The following is an 18175-nucleotide window of genomic DNA, read 5'->3' on the forward strand; positions in this document are numbered from 1 at the left end:
CCTCGCATCTTTCATTCGAAAGTAAAAATATCTACAAGTGATACTTTAAGTTAAAAATTAGTTAATGCAAGTTTAAAAACTTGACGCAAGCCACAGGTCGGAAAAAGAGTGATAGGCCGGAGCGGGGCTCCGGCGGGAGAGAGATTAGGCGTCGAACGGGGAATGGTTATCGAGCACGGCCTGAATGACGTTCAGCGCGCCCTGGTGGTTGTTGTCGTCGGTGCTGTAGCGGGCGATCTGTTTGATGCTTTCTGCCGCGTTGTTCATCGCAAATGAGTATTTCACCAGCTTCAGCATCTCCGCGTCATTGCCGCTGTCGCCAATTGCCACGCACTGCTGCGGGGAGAGCTCCCAGCGCTTCAGCAGGCGGCTGATGCCGTTGGCTTTATGCAGGCCAGGAATGATCAAGTCCACAAACCCAAAGCCGCTGGTGACCGGTTTCATAATGCCGTCGAGAGAAACATGCAGCGCGTCGATCAGGTTCGGGATATCGCTGTCGGGCAGGTTCAGTGAGAACTTGAACAGCACATCGTCAATCTCGTGATAATCGCTGACGCGCGTTAAGCGATGGTAGTGCTTAGACATCAGCGCCACAAATTCGTCCGGGGCTTTATCGCTGACGTAAGCGCTCTCCAGTCCGCAGGCCACGAAGTTCAGCGCGTTATCTTTCAGCAGTTCGCCAATGACGATCTGCGACTCATGGCGAGTCAGTTCGCCGTGGAAAACGTGTTCCCCGTGATCGAACACCAGCGCGCCGTTTTCCGCCACGAAGGAGATACGATCTTTAAGCTCAGGGAAGAAGGAGATGAGCTGATAATACTGATTGCCGCTGGCGACAACGAATTCAATACCGCGGGCGTTAAGCTGCTCAAACTGTGCCTGGAAGCGGTCACGATCGTACTGCTTGGCATCATCAAGGAAAGTTCCGTCCATATCGGTGACGATAACTTTTACGGTCATACTGTGCTCCTGGGTCACTGCGTTTTGAAACATTCTAATAACAAGGTGACGGGGAGCACAAATTTAATTTCGAATGAAAGTCAGAAAGCCGGGTGGCGGCTTCGCCTTACCCGGCCTACGGGGGAGACAATGTAGGCCCGGTAAGCGCAGCGCCACCGGGCGTTTTTTTACAACGTATGCTCGGTACGCGCAATAATATCGTCCTGTGCATCCGGCGACAGGGCGGTGAAGAACGCCGAGTAGCCCGCCACGCGTACCACTAAATCGCGGTACTGGTCAGGGTGTTTCTTCGCTTCCAGCAGCGTTTCGCGCGAGACGATGTTGTACTGAATATGCCAGCCTTTATGCACCTCGAAGAAAGTGCGCAGCAGCACCATCAGCTTCTGGCGATCGCTGTCGTTTTCCAGCGTCGACGGGTTCAGCTTCTGGTTCAGCAGCACGCCGCCCAGAATCGCCTCGGTAGGGAGTTTACCCACGGAGCCGATGACCGCCGTCGGGCCGAGGTGGTCGGTACCGGACGCCGGGCTTGCCCCTTCCGCCAGCGGGGTATGCGCCTTACGTCCGTCCGGAGTCGCCATCGTTGCCGCACCAAACGGCACGTTTGCGGAGATGGAGGAGGTGCCCGCGTAGTAGTTACCGCCAATCGGACCACGACCATAGCGCGGGTTGTGGTACTGCTTCAGCTCTTCAATGTAGGTCTGGTAAGCACGCGTCAGCAGCATATCCACGCTGTCGTTGTCGTTACCGTACTTCGGCGCGCCGTTGATCAGACGCTGACGTAGCTGCTCGTGGGTCAACCCGTCGAAATCATCCGCCAGCGCCGCCGCCAGCTGCTGTTGACCGATGACGCCCTGTTCAAACACCAGCTTCTTCACCGCCGCCAGACTGTTGCCGAGGTTGGCGATACCCACCTGCAGGCCGGAAACCCAGTCATACTTCGCGCCGCCCTGCTTGATGCTTTTCGCGCGTTCGATGCAGTCGTCCACCAGCGCCGAGCAGAGAATATCGTGCACGTTCTCTTCCAGCATGGTGTCTACCACGTACTCAATTTCGATGGATTTGCGGGTGTAGTAGCGAATCTGCGTATCCCACGCCGCCATCACCTCCTCGAAGTTATCGAAGTTACCGGCAGAGAGCGCTTTTTCCTGCGGCAGGAATACCTTACCGCTGGTGGCGTCGCGGCCGCCTTCCAGCGCGGCGAGCATCACGCGGGCAAAGTTGATAAAGCTCATGCCGGTGCAGCGATAGCCCCACTTGCCGCCCACGGCGGTTTCGATACAGCCGATGGCCGCGTAGTCATAGGCGTCATCACGTTCAACGCCGAGCTTGATAAATTCCGGGATAACGATTTCATCGTTGTTGAACGCCGGCATCCCGAAGCCGCAGCGAATCACCTGTACGCAGGCGTCAAGGAAGTCGTTACTCATGCCTGCGTGGTAACGCACGCTCAGGTTCGGCTGAGTGGAGCGCAGGCGACCGCAGGATTCCAGAATCGCGTAGGAGAGCGGGTTGACCGCGTCCATTGGCTCACCGTTGACCAGCTTCTGGCCGCCGATGGTGACGTTCTGGTACAGCGGGCTACCGGCAGAGGCCTTAGAGTGCGAGCCGGAGCGGATCTTGTTCACTTCCAGCAGCTTCAGCCAGCAGCTGTGCAGCAGCTCAATGGCGTGTTCGCGGTCCAGGCTCTGGTTCAGCTCCACGTCGCGGCGGTAGAACGGATAGAGATACTGGTCCATACGGGCGAACGACACGGAGTGACCGTTAGACTCAATCTGCAGGATCAGCTGAATGAAATAGCACAGCTGCAGCGCCTGCCAGAAGGTTTTTGGCGGCTCGTGGGCAATCACGTCGCAGTTTTCCGCCATCGCCAGCAGCTCGTCGCGGCGGCTTTCGCGGGTTTCCGTGGCCGCCATTTCGCGTGCCAGAGCGGCAAAACGTTTGATGTGCAGGCTCACCGCGTCCAGCACGATATCGATCGCTTTCAGGAACTGGTCGCCGTGCAGATCGTCCAGCACCGTCAGGTTGATACGCGAGCGGCGCTCGGCGACTTTAGCGCGCAGGCCGTCGAGACCTTTCTCCAGCACCAGCGGGAAGTTCACCGCCAGGTGCGCGTCGCCGGAGGTCATGTTGCCTTCGGCTTTGATAATACCGGTTTCCAGCAGGCCTTTTTGCTCGTCGGTGAACATGCCGTAGCAGCGATCCTGCACCGTCTGGCCGCGCCACCACGGGCAGATCGCATGCAGGACGCGCTTGTTCTCTTCGCTCACCGCAAAGCCCGCGCCCGGACGGTCCGCCAGATCGTCGATCTCTTTTTCAATCCAGGAGACGGTGTATTCCGGGAAGATAGGTGCGGCGCGAACTTCGCTTGCCTGGTTACCGATAATCAGCTCGTCGTGTTTGATCCAGATGGTACGCTCAGCCAGATGATGCGCCAGCGCCAGGGCGCGACGCACCGGGATCGGCTTGTCCATGTGCTGCTGGTACATTTCGGTGTAATGCTGCGCGCGCTCGGTACAGACCGGCGGCTTAACGATATGGACCAGCGCGGTTTTGTGCGCCTTGATGCGCTCGCTGAGGGTGTTGAGATTTAACGTCGTCATAGGTTTATCCTCGTAAGGTCGCGGTTAACCCTTTCTGGCAGGCGTACTGCTGCGCGAAGTCCAGCAGGGCAGGGTTATCCAGCGGTTTGTCAGGGGCAGAGTAGGGTTGGCCAAGCAGGGTGTATTTGTTCATGCCCAGCGTGTGATACGGCAGAAAATGAATATCATCGACGCCAAGTTCATCGGCGGCGAAGTTGGTAATGGCGGTTACGGACGCTTCATCGGCATTGAAGCCCTGAATCAGCGGTACGCGAATGGTGATTTTTTTCCCGGCAGCGGCAAGGCGCTTCAGGTTATCGAGGATCCGTTTGGCCGAGCCGTCCGTCCACTGTTTGAACACCTCAGGATCGACGTGTTTCAGGTCGGCGAGGAACAGATCGACGTACGGTAATGAAGGCTCGATATAGTGCCACGGCACGTGAAGACAGGTTTCAACGGCGGTGTGGATCCCCTGTTCGTGGCTGGCTTTAAACAGCGCGTGCGCCAGCTCCGGGTTCATAAATGGCTCGCCGCCGGAAAGCGTAATACCGCCGCCGCTGCGGTCGTAAAAGGGCTTATCGCGCAGCACGGTCGCCATGATCTCGCCCACCTGCTGTTCTTCACCGCATACGGTCAGCGCCTGCGTCGGGCAGCAGTCGGTGAGGGCGTTGAGCGTCTCTTCACGCAATTTTTCACGGTGGATGACGAGACCATCCAGCGCGCGTTCGATACAGCCCGGCGCCGCCTGCTGACACAGGTCGCAGCCTTCAAGGCACAGGCGCGCATCAAACAGCACGTCCCGGCTACGGGAACGGCTTTCCGGGTTCTGGCACCAGCGACAGCCCAGCGAGCAGCCTTTCAGGAACACCACGGTACGAATACCGGGGCCATCGTGGGTGGAGTAACGCTGAATATTGAAGATCATGTTTTTACCCTCAAGTTGCATATGAAGATTAAATTACTTTCGAATGAAAGTTATCTTGATGCAGGTCAACTCCTGAGCAGGTTTTCCTGTGATAGGTTAAGTGCAGGCTAATTTTGAGGGTGACATCATGGAACTTTATCTCGACACATCAGACGTTGCGGCAGTCAAAAAGCTGGCGCGTATCTTTCCGCTGGCGGGCGTGACCACCAACCCAAGCATTGTGGCGGCAGGTAAAACGCCGCTGGATGAGCTTCTGCCCGCGCTGCACGACGCGATGGGCGGTAAAGGCCGTCTGTTCGCGCAGGTGATGGCGACGACAGCTGAAGGTATGGTGGAAGACGCGCGTAAGCTGCGCGCGATGATTAACGACCTGGTGGTGAAAGTGCCGGTAACTGCCGAAGGGCTGGCAGCCATCAAGATGCTGAAAGCGGAAGGCATTCCGACGCTGGGCACGGCGGTGTACGGCGCGGCCCAGGGTATGCTCTGCGCGCTGGCAGGAGCAGAGTATGTCGCGCCATACGTGAACCGCGTGGACGCGCAGGGCGGGGACGGTATCCAGACCGTGGTTGAGCTGCAACAGCTGCTGACGCTGCACGCCCCGCAATCAAAAGTGCTGGCCGCGAGCTTTAAAACCCCACGTCAGGCGCTGGACTGCCTGCTGGCAGGATGCGAGTCCATCACGCTGCCGCTGGACGTGGCGCAGCAGTTTATTACCTCTCCTGCGGTAGACGCAGCGATTGTGAAGTTTGAGCAGGACTGGCAGGGGGCGTTTGGTCGGACGTCGATCTGACGGGTGCGGCCTGATGCCCTCACCCCAACCCTCTCCCACAGGGAGAGGGAGCAAACACTTAAACGGCAACCTGAAGGTTGCCGTTTGCTTTAACCTCCACAAACCTCACACCCCGGATTACGCATCAGCTTCATCTCGCGGAACTGGCAGGTCATCGCGTCATACATCACGATTTTTCCTGCGGCAGGCGTACCGTAATGTGCCAGCACTTTAATCGCTTCCATCGCCTGCAGCGACCCAATCACGCCGACGAGCGGCGCCATCACGCCCGCCTCAACGCAGGTTAGCGCATTCTCACCAAACAGACGGCTCAGGCAGCGGTAGCAGGGGGCCCCCTCCGCATAGGTGAAGACGCTGATCTGCCCCTCCATGCGGATCGCCGCACCGGAGACCAGCGGGGTTTTGTGGGCAAAACAGCCTGCATTAAGCTGGTTACGAACGGCGACGTTATCGGTGCAGTCGAGCACCAGATCGTGCTGCGCAATCTGCGCAAATAACGCCTCGTCATCCAGCATCGCGTCAAGCAGGGTGAACTGAACGTTGGGGTTGATGCGCGCCAGAGCAGCCCGGGCGGATTCCACTTTTGGCTGGCCAATGGTCGCGTCGCTGTGCAGCGTCTGGCGCTGCAGGTTAGACACCGATACGGTATCAAAATCCAGCAGCGTCATCCTGCCCACGCCCGCCGCGGCCAGGTATTGCGCGGCGGCGCAGCCGAGCCCGCCGAGGCCAACAACCAGCACGCTGGCCGCCTTGAGTGCTTCCTGTCCCTCGAAATCAAACCCGCGCAGGACAATCTGGCGGTTGTAGCGCATCATCTCCTGGTCGCTCAGTTCCACCGTCATGTCAGCCTCCGAACAGGTGGTTGAAGCGCTCTACCTCAACCCATTCACCCGCTTCCACGTTGCCGCGCTCGCGCTCCAGCACGATAAAGCAGTTGCCCAGGCTGAAGGAGCTGAAAATGTGCGAACCCTGGTGCCCGGTCGTGCTGACTTCCAGCTCACCCTGCGCGTTATGCGCCAGAATGCCGCGCTGGAAATCAAGCCGACCCGGCGATTTTTTCAGGCGCGTCGCGGCGCGCACGCGCAGGCGTTCCGGCAGCGGGCTGGCGGTGTTGCCGGAAAGCTTCGCCAGCAGCGGGATCACCAGCTGGTAAAAGGTGAGTGCCGCTGAGACCGGATTACCCGGCAGACCGCAGAACCAGCTGTGCGGAAGCTTGCCAAACGCGAACGGTTTGCCCGGTTTGATTGCCAGCTTCCAGAAGGCGATTTCGCCCAGCTCTTCAAGAAGGGTTTTGGTGTAATCCGCTTCCCCCACGGAGACGCCGCCGGAGCTGATGACCACATCGGCGGATTTATCCGCCTCAATAAATGCCGCGCGCAGTTTTTCCGGATCGTCAGGAATGATGCCGAGATTAATCACTTCGCAGCCCAGCTGCTCCAGCATCAGGTGGACTGCCAGCCGGTTGGTGTCGTAAATCTGACCGTCCTGCAGCGGCTGGCCCGGAAGCTGCAGCTCGTCACCGGTGGAGAACACCGCGACGCGCACTTTCCGGATAACGTCAATGTCCGCGATGCCGAGCGAGGCCAGCACCGGCAGCTCCGCCACCGTCAGCTTCTGCCCGGCGGCAAAGACCGTTGCGCCAAGGGTAATGTCCTCGCCGGTACGGCGGATGTTCTGGCCCGCTTTGACGCTGGCGGTAAAACGCACGCCGTCGTCCGTCTGTTCGGTTTCTTCCTGCATCACCACGGCATCGCAGCCTGGCGGAACCGGCGCGCCGGTCATGATGCGCACGCAGGTGCCCACAGGCCATTCACAGCTAAACGGCTGACCGGCAAAGGCTTTACCCGCCACCGGCAGGGCGTTGCCCGTCTGGAGGTCCGCCAGGCGTACCGCATAACCGTCCATCGCGGAATTATCGAACCCCGGCACGTTAAGCGGAGAGACGATATCGCGCGCGGCGATTCGGCCAAAACAGCGCACGAGGGGCAGCGTTTCGACGTCTTGCAGCGGCGAAAGTCGGTCAAGCATCTGCGTGAGTGCCGTCTCAAGCGGCATCAGTCCGGCGGTAAAATCCATGGTGGGCTCCTGAGGAGTAACAACGAAAGCGTCCATTATGGCAGAAAAGTGCGGCTAACTGTATGACCCGATGGGTGTACGCTTTACATCACAGTTGCGTCTTTCTATATTCAAAAATCATCTGAAGTTTCATCGACGATAATGATATTTATAGAAAAAGCCGCGAATCAGGCTAACGGGTGATGTGAATGGTTAATGCGGTAATCGCAATTCATGGTGGCGCAGGGGCAATCACCCGTGCACAGCTCAGTCCTGAGCAGGAAAAGCGTTATATTGACGCGCTGTACGCCATTGTTGAAACAGGTCAAAAAATGCTGGAAGCGGGCGAGAGCGCGCTGGATGTGGTCACCGAGGCGGTGCGTCTGCTGGAGGAGTGTCCGCTCTTTAATGCTGGCATCGGTTCAGTCTTTACCCGGGATGAAACCCACGAGCTGGATGCCTGCGTGATGGACGGCGTCACCCTTAAGGCAGGCGCCGTGGCGGGCGTGAGTCATCTGCGTAATCCGGTGCTGGCGGCGCGTCTGGTGATGGAAGAGAGTCCGCACGTTCTGCTGACGGGCGCCGGGGCGGAGAAATTTGCCCGTGAGCACGGAATGGAACCGGTATCGCCCGATCTGTTTTCCACGGACGCGCGTTTTCAACAGCTGCTGGAAGCCCGTTCGGCGGGCATGACGCAGCTTGATCATGCTGCGCCGCTGGATGAAACCACCAAAATGGGCACGGTCGGCGCGGTGGCGCTGGATAAGGCCGGCAACCTCGCGGCGGCGACCTCAACGGGCGGCATGACCAACAAGCTGCCCGGCCGCGTCGGCGACAGCCCGCTGCCGGGCGCCGGCTGCTATGCCAATAACGCCACGGCGGCGGTGTCGTGTACCGGCACCGGGGAAGTGTTTATTCGCGCCCTCGCGGCCTACGACATCACCGCGCTGATGGATTACGGCGGTTTAAGCCTGAGCGAGGCCTGCGAGCGTGTGGTAATGGAAAAATTGCCTGCTCTGGGCGGCGTTGGCGGCCTAATTGCCGTGGACCGTGAGGGCAACGTGGCCCTGCCGTTTAACAGCGAAGGGATGTATCGCGCCTGGGGTTACGCCGGTGATGAACCGAGCACGGGCATCTATCGTGAATAAGGGGGCCGCGCGTGCCGCACAGTGAAGAGCTGGACAACGGCGAAGTACTGGCTGTCCATCAGCTGAATATTGCGTTTCAGGAAGAGCGGCAGTTCATCCCCGCAGTAGAAAATTTATCGTTCTCGCTCAGACGCGGCGAGACGCTGGCGATTGTTGGCGAATCCGGTTCCGGTAAATCGGTCACCGCGCTGGCGCTGATGCGTCTGCTGGAACAGACGGGCGGGCAAATCAGCAGCGAGAAGATGCTCCTGCGCCGCCGTAATCGTCAGGTCATTGATTTAAACGAGCTGAGCGGCGCGCAGATGCAGGGCGTGCGCGGGGCAGATATTGCGATGATCTTTCAGGAGCCGATGACTTCGCTTAACCCGGTTTTCCCGGTAGGGGAACAGATTGCCGAGTCCATCCGGCTGCATCAGGGGCTAAGCGGCGATGAGGCGCTCAACGAAGCCAGAAGGATGCTGGAGCTGGTGCGCATTCCCGAGGCGCAGGCCATTCTGGGACGTTACCCGCATCAGCTTTCCGGCGGTATGCGCCAGCGGGTGATGATTGCCATGGCGCTCTCCTGCCGTCCGGCGGTACTGATTGCGGATGAACCGACAACGGCGCTGGACGTGACGATTCAGGCGCAGATCCTGCAGCTTATCAAAGTGCTGCAGCAAGAGATGGAGATGGGGGTGATATTTATCACCCACGATATGGGCGTGGTGGCTGACATCGCCGACCGGGTGCTGGTGATGCACAAGGGCAATGCGGTGGAAACCGGCACGGTCGAACAGATTTTTCATGCCCCTGTGCATCCTTATACTAAAGCGCTGCTGGCGGCGGTGCCGCGTCTTGGAGCGATGAACGGCAGCGACCTGCCGCGTCGTTTTCCGCTGATTTCCCTTGAAGCGACAGGGCAGCAGGAGGATGAACGCGAGCAGGATACCGTGGTGCCGGGCAAACCCATTCTTGAAGTGCGCGACCTGGTGACCCGTTTTCCGCTGCGCAGCGGGATTTTCAATCGCCTGAAGCGCGAAGTCCACGCGGTCGAAAACGTCAGTTTCGATTTATGGCCGGGCGAAACGCTGGCGCTGGTGGGGGAGTCCGGCTGCGGGAAATCCACCACCGGACGCGCACTGCTCCGGCTGGTGGAGACGCAGGAAGGGACAATCACCTTTAACGGCGAACGAATCGATACCCTGCCAGACAACAAATTACAGGCGGTACGCCGGGATATTCAGTTTATTTTCCAGGATCCGTATGCCTCCCTCGATCCGCGCCATACGGTGGGGTACTCCATTATGGAGCCGCTGCGGGTGCATAATCTGCTCGACGGCGAAGCAGCGCAGCGCCGCGTGGCCTGGCTGCTGGAGCGCGTCGGCCTCAAGCCGGAACATGCCTGGCGTTATCCGCACGAGTTTTCCGGCGGGCAGCGGCAGCGTGTCTGCATTGCCCGTGCGCTGGCGCTGAACCCGAAAGTGGTGATTGCGGATGAATCCGTTTCGGCGCTGGATGTCTCAATCCGGGCGCAAATCATCAACTTATTGCTCGATTTACAGCGGGATATGGGCATCGCTTTCCTGTTTATCTCGCACGATATGGCGGTGGTCGAGCGCATCAGCCATCGCGTGGCGGTGATGTTCATGGGGCAAATCGTGGAGATAGGTCCGCGAAGGGCAGTGTTTGAGAACCCGCAACATCCTTACACTCGCAAGCTTATCGCGGCGGTACCGGTTGCTGACCCCGCGCATCGTCACGGCCAGCGCGTGCTGCTGCAGGATGAAATGCCGAGCAATATTCGCAAACGCGGCGAGGCCGTTGAGCGCGTGACGCTGCGCGAAGTCGGGCCGGGTCATTTCGTCGCTCCCCCGCGTCAGGACAATGCGTTTTCGCGGTTATAACTTACAACAGGCAGGAGAACACAATGGTTACTTTTGTAGCGCGTAGATGGTTGTTAGCCGCGAGCGTGACGGCAGCCCTGGCCGCTGCCCCCGCGTTCGCTGCCAAAGATGTGGTGGTTGCTGTTGGCTCCAACTTCACCACGCTGGATCCGTATGACGCCAACGATACGCTTTCCCAGGCGGTGGCGAAATCGTTCTATCAGGGGCTGTTCGGCCTGGATAACGAGATGAAGCTCAAAAATGTTCTGGCGCAGGGGTATACCGTCTCCGACGACGGTCTGGTCTATACCATCAAGCTTCGTTCCGGCGTGAAGTTCCAGGACGGTACCGATTTCAATGCGGAGGCGGTAAAGGTCAACCTTGACCGTGCCAGCAACCCGGAAAACAGCCTGAAGCGCTATAACCTTTATAAAAACATCGCCAGCACCGAGGCGGTGGATCCGACGACGGTCAAAATCACCCTGAAAGCGCCGTTCTCGGCGTTTATCAATATACTGGCGCACCCGGCAACGGCGATGATCTCGCCTGCCGCGTTGAAAAAGTACGGCAAGGAGATTGGCTTCCACCCGGTCGGTACCGGCCCGTACGAGCTGCTCACCTGGAACCAGACCGATTTTGTGAAGGTGAAGAAATTCCCAGGGTACTGGCAGAAAGGGCTGCCGAAGCTGGACACCATCACCTGGCGTCCGGTGGTGGATAACAATACCCGCGCAGCGATGCTGCAAACGGGTGAGGCGCAGTTTGCTTTCCCCATCCCGTATGAGCAGGCCGCTATTCTGCAGAAAAACAGCAAGCTGGAGCTGGTGGCCAGTCCGTCGATCATGCAGCGCTATATCAGCATGAACGTCACGCAGAAGCCGTTTGATAACCCAAAGGTACGTGAAGCCATCAACTATGCGATTAACCGTCAGGCGCTGGTGAAGGTCGCTTTTGCGGGCTATGCCACCCCGGCGACCGGCGTGCTGCCTCCGGCCATTGCCTATGCGCAAAGCTATCAGCCGTGGCCGTACGATCCGGCTAAAGCGCGCGAGCTGCTCAAAGAGGCGGGCTTCCCGAACGGTTTCAGCACCACGCTGTGGTCGTCGCATAATCACAGTACCGCCCAGAAGGTGCTGCAGTTCACCCAGCAGCAGCTGGCGCAGGTGGGCATCAAGGTGCAGGTCACCGCGATGGATGCCGGTCAGCGGGCCGCCGAGGTCGAGGGGAAAGGGCAGAAAGAGAGCGGCGTGCGGATGTTCTATACCGGCTGGTCGGCGTCGACCGGTGAAGCCGACTGGGCGCTTGCACCGCTGTTTGCTTCGCAAAACTGGCCGCCAACCCTGTTTAACACCGCGTTTTACAGCAATCCGCAGGTGGATAACGATCTGGCCGATGCCCTGAAAACCACTAAACCGGAAGAGAAAGCGCGCCTCTACAAAGACGCCCAGGACCTTATCTGGAAAGAGTCGCCGTGGGTACCGCTGGTGGTGGAGAAACTGGTTTCAGCCCATAACAAAGCGCTGACCGGGTTCTACATCATGCCGGATACGGGCTTTAGCTTTGACGATGCGGATTTAAAATAACACTCATGCTGAATTATGTTTGTAAACGCTTGCTTGGGCTTATCCCGACGTTGCTGATTGTGGCGATACTGGTATTTTTGTTTGTGCATATGCTGCCGGGCGATCCGGCGCGTCTGGTTGCCGGGCCGGAAGCAGATGCCGCCGTCATTGAGCTGGTGCGCAAGCAGCTGGGCCTCGATCAGCCCCTGTATATGCAGTTTCTTCATTACATTTGCAACGTTCTGCAGGGCGATTTTGGCATCTCGATGGTGTCGCGTCGTCCGGTAGCGGAGGAAATCGCCAGCCGCTTTATGCCCACGTTCTGGCTAACGATTGCCAGTATGAGCTGGGCAGTGGTGTTTGGGCTGGGCGCCGGGATTGTTGCGGCGGTCTGGCGCAACCGCTGGCCGGATAAGCTCGGTATGGCGCTGGCGGTCACCGGTATCTCTTTTCCGGCGTTCGCGCTGGGGATGCTGCTGATGCAAATCTTCTCCGTTGAGCTGGGCTGGCTGCCGACCGTTGGGGCCGATACCTGGAAGCATTACATTCTGCCCTCTATGACGCTGGGGGCTGCCGTCTCGGCGGTAATGGCCCGCTTTACCCGCGCCTCCTTCGTTGACGTGCTGAGTGAAGATTATATACGCACCGCGCGGGCGAAAGGGGTCAGCGAGAAGTGGGTCATTCTTAAGCACGGGTTTCGTAATGCGATGATCCCGGTGGTGACGATGATGGGGCTGCAGTTTGGCTTTCTGCTGGGCGGCTCTATCGTCGTGGAAAAGGTTTTCAACTGGCCGGGGCTGGGGCGTCTGCTGGTCGATTCGGTCGAGATGCGCGACTACCCGGTAATTCAGGCGGAAGTCCTGCTTTTCTCCCTGGAGTTTATTCTTATCAATTTAGTGGTGGATGTGCTCTACGCCGCCATTAACCCGGCCATCAGGTATAAGTAAAATGCGATTGTTGAACTGGCGACGTCAGGCCGTATTAAACGCTATGCCGGGGCTGAAACCGGAGCATATCCGCACGCCGTGGTCGGAATTTTGGCGGCGTTTTCGCCGTCAGCCGGTCGCCATGACGGCGGGGCTGTTTGTGCTGCTGCTGATTGCGGTGGCCATCGTTGCACCCTGGGTGGCGCCGTTTGATGCGGAAAACTATTTTGACTACGACCGCCTGAACGATGGGCCGTCCATGCTCCACTGGTTCGGCGTGGATTCCCTTGGGCGCGATATCTTCAGCCGCGTGCTGGTGGGGGCGCAAATCTCGCTTGCCGCCGGGGTGTTTGCGGTACTGATCGGCGCGGCAATCGGTACCGTGCTGGGTCTCGTCGCCGGATATTACGAAGGCTGGTGGGATCGCATCATCATGCGAATCTGCGACGTGCTGTTTGCCTTCCCCGGCATTCTGCTGGCCATTGCCGTGGTGGCCATTATGGGCAGCGGCATGGCGAACGTGATTATTGCCGTCGCGGTATTTTCGATTCCCGCCTTTGCCCGCCTTGTGCGCGGCAACACGCTGGTGCTTAAACAGCAGACGTTTATCGAGTCCGCCCGCAGCATGGGGGCCAGCGATGCCACCATTCTGTTCAGTCATATTCTGCCGGGAACGGTGTCGTCTATTGTGGTCTATTTCACCATGCGCATCGGCGTGTCGATTATTTCTGCGGCCAGCCTGTCGTTTCTGGGGTTAGGCGCACAGCCACCGACGCCGGAGTGGGGCGCGATGCTGAACGAGGCGAGGGCAGATATGGTGATTGCGCCGCACGTGGCGATCTTCCCGAGTCTGGCGATTTTCCTGACCGTGCTGGCATTTAACCTGCTGGGGGACGGGCTGCGCGACGCGCTGGATCCGAGGATTAAGGGGTAGGGCAGTGGAATGTGCCGGGTGGCGACTACGCCTTACCCGGCCTGGAAATGAGGTGCAGTACGATTAAACCCGGCTACCCCACAGGTCATATTCGTCCGCGTTTTCAACCTTCACGCGAATAATATCACCCGGCTTAACGCGAGTTTCGCCGTTCAGGTACACCGCGCCGTCGATTTCAGGGGCATCTGCCATGCTGCGGCCAATTGCGCCTTCTTCGTCCACTTCGTCAATGATAACCATGATCTCACGACCCACTTTCTCCTGCAGACGTTCAGCAGAGATCTGCTGTTGCAGCTGCATAAAGCGGTTCCAGCGCTCTTCTTTCACCTCTTCCGGCACCTGATCCGCCAGTTCGTTGGCGGTTGCGCCTTCCACCGGGCTGTACTTGAAGCAGCCTACGCGGTCCAGACGCGCTTCTTTCAGGAAATCGAGCAGCATCTGGAAATCTTCTTCGGTTTCACCCGGGAAGCCGACGATGAAGGTTGAGCGCAGGGTCAGATCCGGGCAGATTTCGCGCCACTGTTTAATGCGTGCCAGCTGACGGTCAACGGAGCCAGGACGCTTCATCAGCTTCAGGATACGCGGACTGGCGTGCTGCAGCGGGATGTCCAGATACGGCAGGATTTTGCCTTCCGCCATCAACGGAATGACGTCGTCAACGTGCGGATATGGGTAGACGTAATGCAGACGCGTCCAGATCCCCAGCTTCGCGAGCTGCTCGCACAGGCCCACCATGCTGGTTTTCACCGGCTCGCCGTTGTGGAAACCGGAACGGTGCTTCACGTCTACGCCGTAAGCAGAGGTATCCTGGGAAATCACCAGCAGTTCTTTCACGCCAGCATCGGCCAGACGTTTAGCTTCCGCCAGCACGTCGCCAATCGGACGACTCACCAGATCGCCACGCATGGACGGGATGATGCAGAAGGTGCAGCGATGGTTGCAGCCTTCGGAAATTTTCAGGTAAGCGTAGTGACGCGGCGTCAGCTTCACGCCCTGTTCCGGCACCAGGCTCAGGAACGGATTGTGCTTTGGTTTTGGCACGTAGTGATGAACATGTTCCAGCACCTGCTCGTAACTGTGCGGGCCAGTGATCTCCAGCACCTTCGGATGCACTTCGCGGATCTGGTCCTCTTTCGCGCCCAGACAGCCGGTCACAATGACTTTGCCGTTTTCCGTCAGGGCTTCACCGATGGCTTCCAGGGACTCCTGAACCGCGCTGTCGATAAACCCGCAGGTGTTCACAATCACCATATCGGCGTTGTCGTAGCTTGGCACCACGTCATAGCCTTCGGTACGAAGTTCGGTCAGGATGCGTTCGGAATCCACCAGGTTTTTCGGGCAGCCGAGGGAGACGAAGCCGATTTTCGGCGGGTGCGTAACATTGCTCATAGGTTAAAAATTATTCGATTTTTGGAATGGTCAGGGCAGGGATTCTACAGAGGTTGGGGGGAAAATTGTACTGAAGAATTGTGCTCGCGGCAGGTTTTCGGTGCCAACCGATTCTTCTGATTAAGAAACGATGTTTTGATTAGAACTAATACCTATTGAATGCATGGGTATTGATTGTAAAATGACCTGATGGATTATTTTTATAACAAGTAGAGGGACTTATGCAACAGTACATCAGTGAATTTTCTGAACTAAGGCGGTCACTATGGCATTTGTAAACAGAGGCTGCACTGTTCACGGTAAAAATGTTGGACTACATGGAGATAAAACCTCTACAGGTGCACAATGTATTGCCGCCCGCCCTGGTATGTCGGTTATGGGCAAGTGGAAACTTTACATTGGCGATAAGACCACACCTTGCCCGAAATGCGGAAAAGTTGGCGTTATTGTTACAGGAGATCACCGTCAAACAAACAGCGAAGCTGTCGCCGTAGACGGTTCAATCATCCACTGTGATTGCCCGATGGGGTCGAACTTTCTCATTGCGCCTGGAACCGTGGAGATCAATGAGCCATTCGCCGCGTCAGAGCCACCAGTAAATAAAACTATCGCAGCAGCAGCGCTAAGTACATTACCTGTTTATGCAAAATCCTGCCTTCGTGGTGTAGGTTGCACCGATGCAGGCACAGAGCAAGAGTTACTCGATAATTTTGGTCATGCAGGCTATTACCGTGCAGCGCCTCAGGCAGAGCAACCAAAAGAAGAACCTGTTCAGCACGCGCAGGCAGCAAAGAAACGTAAACCAGCCGAACCAGCCCCACCATCAGAAGATACTCGCCCTTGGTACAAACGCCTCTTCAGTTCACCGGATACAACCAAAGCCGCTGCGACAGCAGGAATGGCGACAGCAAGAGCCGCGACAACTACCGGGATCACGACAGGCACAGCAACCGAAGCTGGATATGCTGCATTGCAAAAAATCGGCGGCAATCTTTCTACTGCTGGTCGCTGGATTGCGCCCAGCCCCCCAACAGTACTCCTCTTCGGTATATTCTACTCGCCAAAGCTCAACAGCGGTGAGCAGGATTATATCGACAGGATGCGGCTTGAGCAGGCCGCCCGGAATAAGGAAGATGTGCCGACCCGTGTTCGCTTTCGTTGGGAAGCAGACCAGAACGGGATGATAAGGCCGAAAGGTTTTCATGTCAGCGTCGGAGGTGGGCAGGACAAAGTTCCGGTTCGAATGCTTCAGAAGAACACAACCACCGGGAACTATGAATTCTGGGAAGATGGTGCAAGCAAGCCAACAATCGTATGGACACCAGACGATCCAGGATATGTGTCGCCATCTAATACCGGGAATCGGGACAATGTATACGTCCCTCCGAGTGTGCTGGTTTACCCCGAAAGTGAAATCAATAGCCCGTGGTCAACAGAAACGCCAGCACCGGGAGAGCGTCCATTCAGGGATTACATTCTGGTGCACCCAGCAGGAACGTTTGACCCAATTTATGTTTATCTTCGCAATCTACCGGGGCAGGTCACAGGCAAGGGCCAAAAGGTTACTGGCACCTGGTTAGCTGATGCGGGTCAGGGGAACGGATCACCAATACCGTCTCAGATAGCCGATAAATTGCGTGGGCGTACATTCTCCAACTTTGACGGCTTCAGGGAGGCATTCTGGCAAGAGGTCAGCAAAGATCCTGAGCTTTCTAAACAGTTTATTCCAGCGAACGTTACACGAGCAGCAAATGGCAGAGCACCTCGCGCTAGATTTGCAGATACTGTAGGGAAACGACGCTCTTTTGAAATTCACCATTTAACCCCGATTAGTCAGGGGGGCGAAGTTTATAACGTAGATAATATGGGCGTCATGACACCCAAGCATCACATTGTTACACACTCAGGCAGAGGAAATAGCAGTGAGTAAATTGCTCAGTGATTATACAAAAAACGAATTTATCAGCCTCGTTGCTGAAATCATTAGTGATCAAGGTACTGAAGAGCACCAAGATAATCTCTTGGAATTGTTCATCCAACTGACAGAGCATCCTGAAGGTTCAGACTTGATTTACTATCCCCAATCAGCAGCAGATGCAACCCCTGAAGCTATCGCTGATAAAGTTCAGGAATGGCGTAAAACCAACGGTAAATCAGGATTTCGTGAAGATTGAGCCAGTGATGTTAAGCATTAAATGTTGATTAAAAGCGCCGGGTTTTTATCCCGGTGTTTTTTTGCCTTAACCTGTCAGGCCGGGGATTAGAGTAATATCAGCAATGTGTTATTTTTGACTTTTGGGTAGCCGAGGGAGACGAAGCCGATTTTCGGCGGGTGCGTAACATTGCTCATAGGTTAAAAATTCATCAATTATGGAGTTATCAGGGCGGGATTTTACAGCGTATCGCGTGGGATTTATACACTCTTTGCAAGCGGGATGTACCGGGCAGAGGTTGTAACATTGTAAATAATGTTAATCAGTTAAGAATAATTGATCTCAGGCATTAAACTGTACAAAAAATGAACTTATTCTGACTGTGCAACATGGCTGACAGAGGAGGAAATAGCATGTCCGTTGACAGACTGAAACGCGATCTGCTTAACAAGCTGATCAACGCCCGAATCGACCTGGCCGCTTATCTGCAGCTCAGGAAGGCCAAAGGCTATATGTCAGTCAGCGAAAGCGAACATCTGCGTGATAATCTGTTTGAACTTTGCAATTTCATGCGTGAAAAAGCACCGATCCTGAGGGCGGAATACGATGAATGCGAGTTAATGGCGCTGCGTCGTGCCGCTGAGGTGCTCTCCATTGCTGGGGTATGTTTGATGAACGGACGCCACGACTGCCCGAATTTTATCGCTGTGAACGCGGAGAAGCTTGAAAACTGCCTGACAACGCTCTCTCTATGCATCATGTGTCTGTCCGAGCACGAGAAGCTTGAACAACACTGAGCCCGGGGGAGGCAACTCCCCCTTCTGATTAAGCTTTTGTAAAAGTGGTAACGCGCCCGGAGGTACTGGCTAATCTTTATGCCATATGCCGAAAA

15 protein-coding genes are annotated in these 18175 nt (G+C 56.9%); 9 read left to right on the forward strand and 6 right to left on the reverse strand.

Features of this window, described 5'->3' with window-relative positions:
• Positions 1–144: 144 nt before the first annotated feature.
• The 3 genes from AAER43_RS06985 to AAER43_RS06995 form a co-directional block, all read right to left on the reverse strand.
• A complete protein-coding gene (locus tag AAER43_RS06985) occupies positions 145–960 on the reverse strand; it encodes a Cof-type HAD-IIB family hydrolase (protein ID WP_032637121.1) in 816 nt (271 codons plus the stop codon).
• A 167-nt stretch (positions 961–1127) separates the two neighbouring features.
• The gene (locus AAER43_RS06990) at positions 1128–3560 is read right to left on the reverse strand and encodes a formate C-acetyltransferase/glycerol dehydratase family glycyl radical enzyme (RefSeq protein ID WP_023336968.1); all 2433 of its coding nucleotides are present in this window, start codon (positions 3558–3560) and stop codon (positions 1128–1130) included.
• A 4-nt stretch (positions 3561–3564) separates the two neighbouring features.
• Positions 3565–4464 carry a glycyl-radical enzyme activating protein gene (locus tag AAER43_RS06995; RefSeq protein WP_050861572.1) on the reverse strand — a complete coding sequence of 300 codons (900 nt, stop codon included), beginning with the start codon at positions 4462–4464 and terminating at the stop codon, positions 3565–3567.
• 127 nt (positions 4465–4591) lie between these two features.
• Between AAER43_RS06995 and fsa the strand changes: the two genes are divergently transcribed.
• A complete protein-coding gene (gene fsa / locus AAER43_RS07000; protein ID WP_014883128.1) occupies positions 4592–5254 on the forward strand; it encodes a fructose-6-phosphate aldolase in 663 nt (220 codons plus the stop codon).
• A gap of 89 nt (positions 5255–5343) precedes the next feature.
• Here fsa and moeB read toward each other — a convergent pair whose 3' ends face one another.
• Together moeB and moeA are read right to left on the reverse strand one after the other, a co-directional pair.
• Positions 5344–6096 (reverse strand): molybdopterin-synthase adenylyltransferase MoeB, encoded by a 753-nt coding sequence (moeB, locus tag AAER43_RS07005; protein ID WP_050861574.1) that lies wholly within the window; start codon positions 6094–6096, stop codon positions 5344–5346.
• Position 6097: 1 nt separating this feature from the next.
• On the reverse strand, positions 6098–7330 hold the full coding sequence (gene moeA / locus AAER43_RS07010) for a molybdopterin molybdotransferase MoeA (protein WP_050861576.1): 1233 nt from the start codon (positions 7328–7330) through the stop codon (positions 6098–6100).
• A 188-nt stretch (positions 7331–7518) separates the two neighbouring features.
• Here moeA and iaaA point away from each other — a divergent pair, with 188 nt between their 5' ends.
• Genes iaaA through gsiD form a run of 5 tightly spaced genes read left to right on the forward strand, consistent with a single transcriptional unit; the run spans position 7519 to position 13741 of the window.
• The gene (gene iaaA / locus AAER43_RS07015) at positions 7519–8457 is read left to right on the forward strand and encodes a beta-aspartyl-peptidase (protein WP_050861578.1); all 939 of its coding nucleotides are present in this window, start codon (positions 7519–7521) and stop codon (positions 8455–8457) included.
• Between the two features lie 11 nt (positions 8458–8468).
• Positions 8469–10340 carry a glutathione ABC transporter ATP-binding protein GsiA gene (gsiA, locus tag AAER43_RS07020; RefSeq protein WP_050861582.1) on the forward strand — a complete coding sequence of 624 codons (1872 nt, stop codon included), beginning with the start codon at positions 8469–8471 and terminating at the stop codon, positions 10338–10340.
• Between the two features lie 23 nt (positions 10341–10363).
• Positions 10364–11902, forward strand: a complete 1539-nt coding sequence (gsiB, locus tag AAER43_RS07025; protein ID WP_047026679.1) for a glutathione ABC transporter substrate-binding protein GsiB — start codon at positions 10364–10366, stop codon at positions 11900–11902.
• A 5-nt stretch (positions 11903–11907) separates the two neighbouring features.
• On the forward strand, positions 11908–12828 hold the full coding sequence (gene gsiC / locus AAER43_RS07030; protein ID WP_014883134.1) for a glutathione ABC transporter permease GsiC: 921 nt from the start codon (positions 11908–11910) through the stop codon (positions 12826–12828).
• A gap of 1 nt (position 12829) precedes the next feature.
• A complete protein-coding gene (gsiD, locus tag AAER43_RS07035) occupies positions 12830–13741 on the forward strand; it encodes a glutathione ABC transporter permease GsiD (RefSeq protein WP_014883135.1) in 912 nt (303 codons plus the stop codon).
• Between the two features lie 63 nt (positions 13742–13804).
• On the opposite strand, the gene rimO is transcribed toward gsiD, so the two are convergent.
• Positions 13805–15130 (reverse strand): 30S ribosomal protein S12 methylthiotransferase RimO, encoded by a 1326-nt coding sequence (gene rimO / locus AAER43_RS07040; RefSeq protein WP_045134211.1) that lies wholly within the window; start codon positions 15128–15130, stop codon positions 13805–13807.
• A gap of 265 nt (positions 15131–15395) precedes the next feature.
• Here rimO and AAER43_RS07045 point away from each other — a divergent pair, with 265 nt between their 5' ends.
• The 3 genes from AAER43_RS07045 to bssR all read left to right on the forward strand — a co-directional run bounded on the left by AAER43_RS07045 (position 15396) and on the right by bssR (position 18080).
• Entirely contained in the window at positions 15396–17060 is a 1665-nt protein-coding gene (locus tag AAER43_RS07045) for an S-type pyocin domain-containing protein (protein ID WP_057057825.1), read from the forward strand.
• Complete coding sequence (locus AAER43_RS07050; RefSeq protein WP_050861585.1) at positions 17053–17304, forward strand: bacteriocin immunity protein; 252 nt, start codon at positions 17053–17055, stop codon at positions 17302–17304. Before AAER43_RS07045 ends, AAER43_RS07050 begins: the two co-directional genes overlap by 8 nt.
• Positions 17305–17696: 392 nt before the next feature.
• Positions 17697–18080 carry a biofilm formation regulator BssR gene (gene bssR / locus AAER43_RS07055; protein ID WP_023332493.1) on the forward strand — a complete coding sequence of 128 codons (384 nt, stop codon included), beginning with the start codon at positions 17697–17699 and terminating at the stop codon, positions 18078–18080.
• Positions 18081–18175 lie beyond the last annotated feature (95 nt).

The sequence above is a fragment of the Enterobacter sp. FUJ80071 genome (genome assembly GCF_038739915.1).
GTDB lineage: Bacteria > Pseudomonadota > Gammaproteobacteria > Enterobacterales > Enterobacteriaceae > Enterobacter > Enterobacter kobei.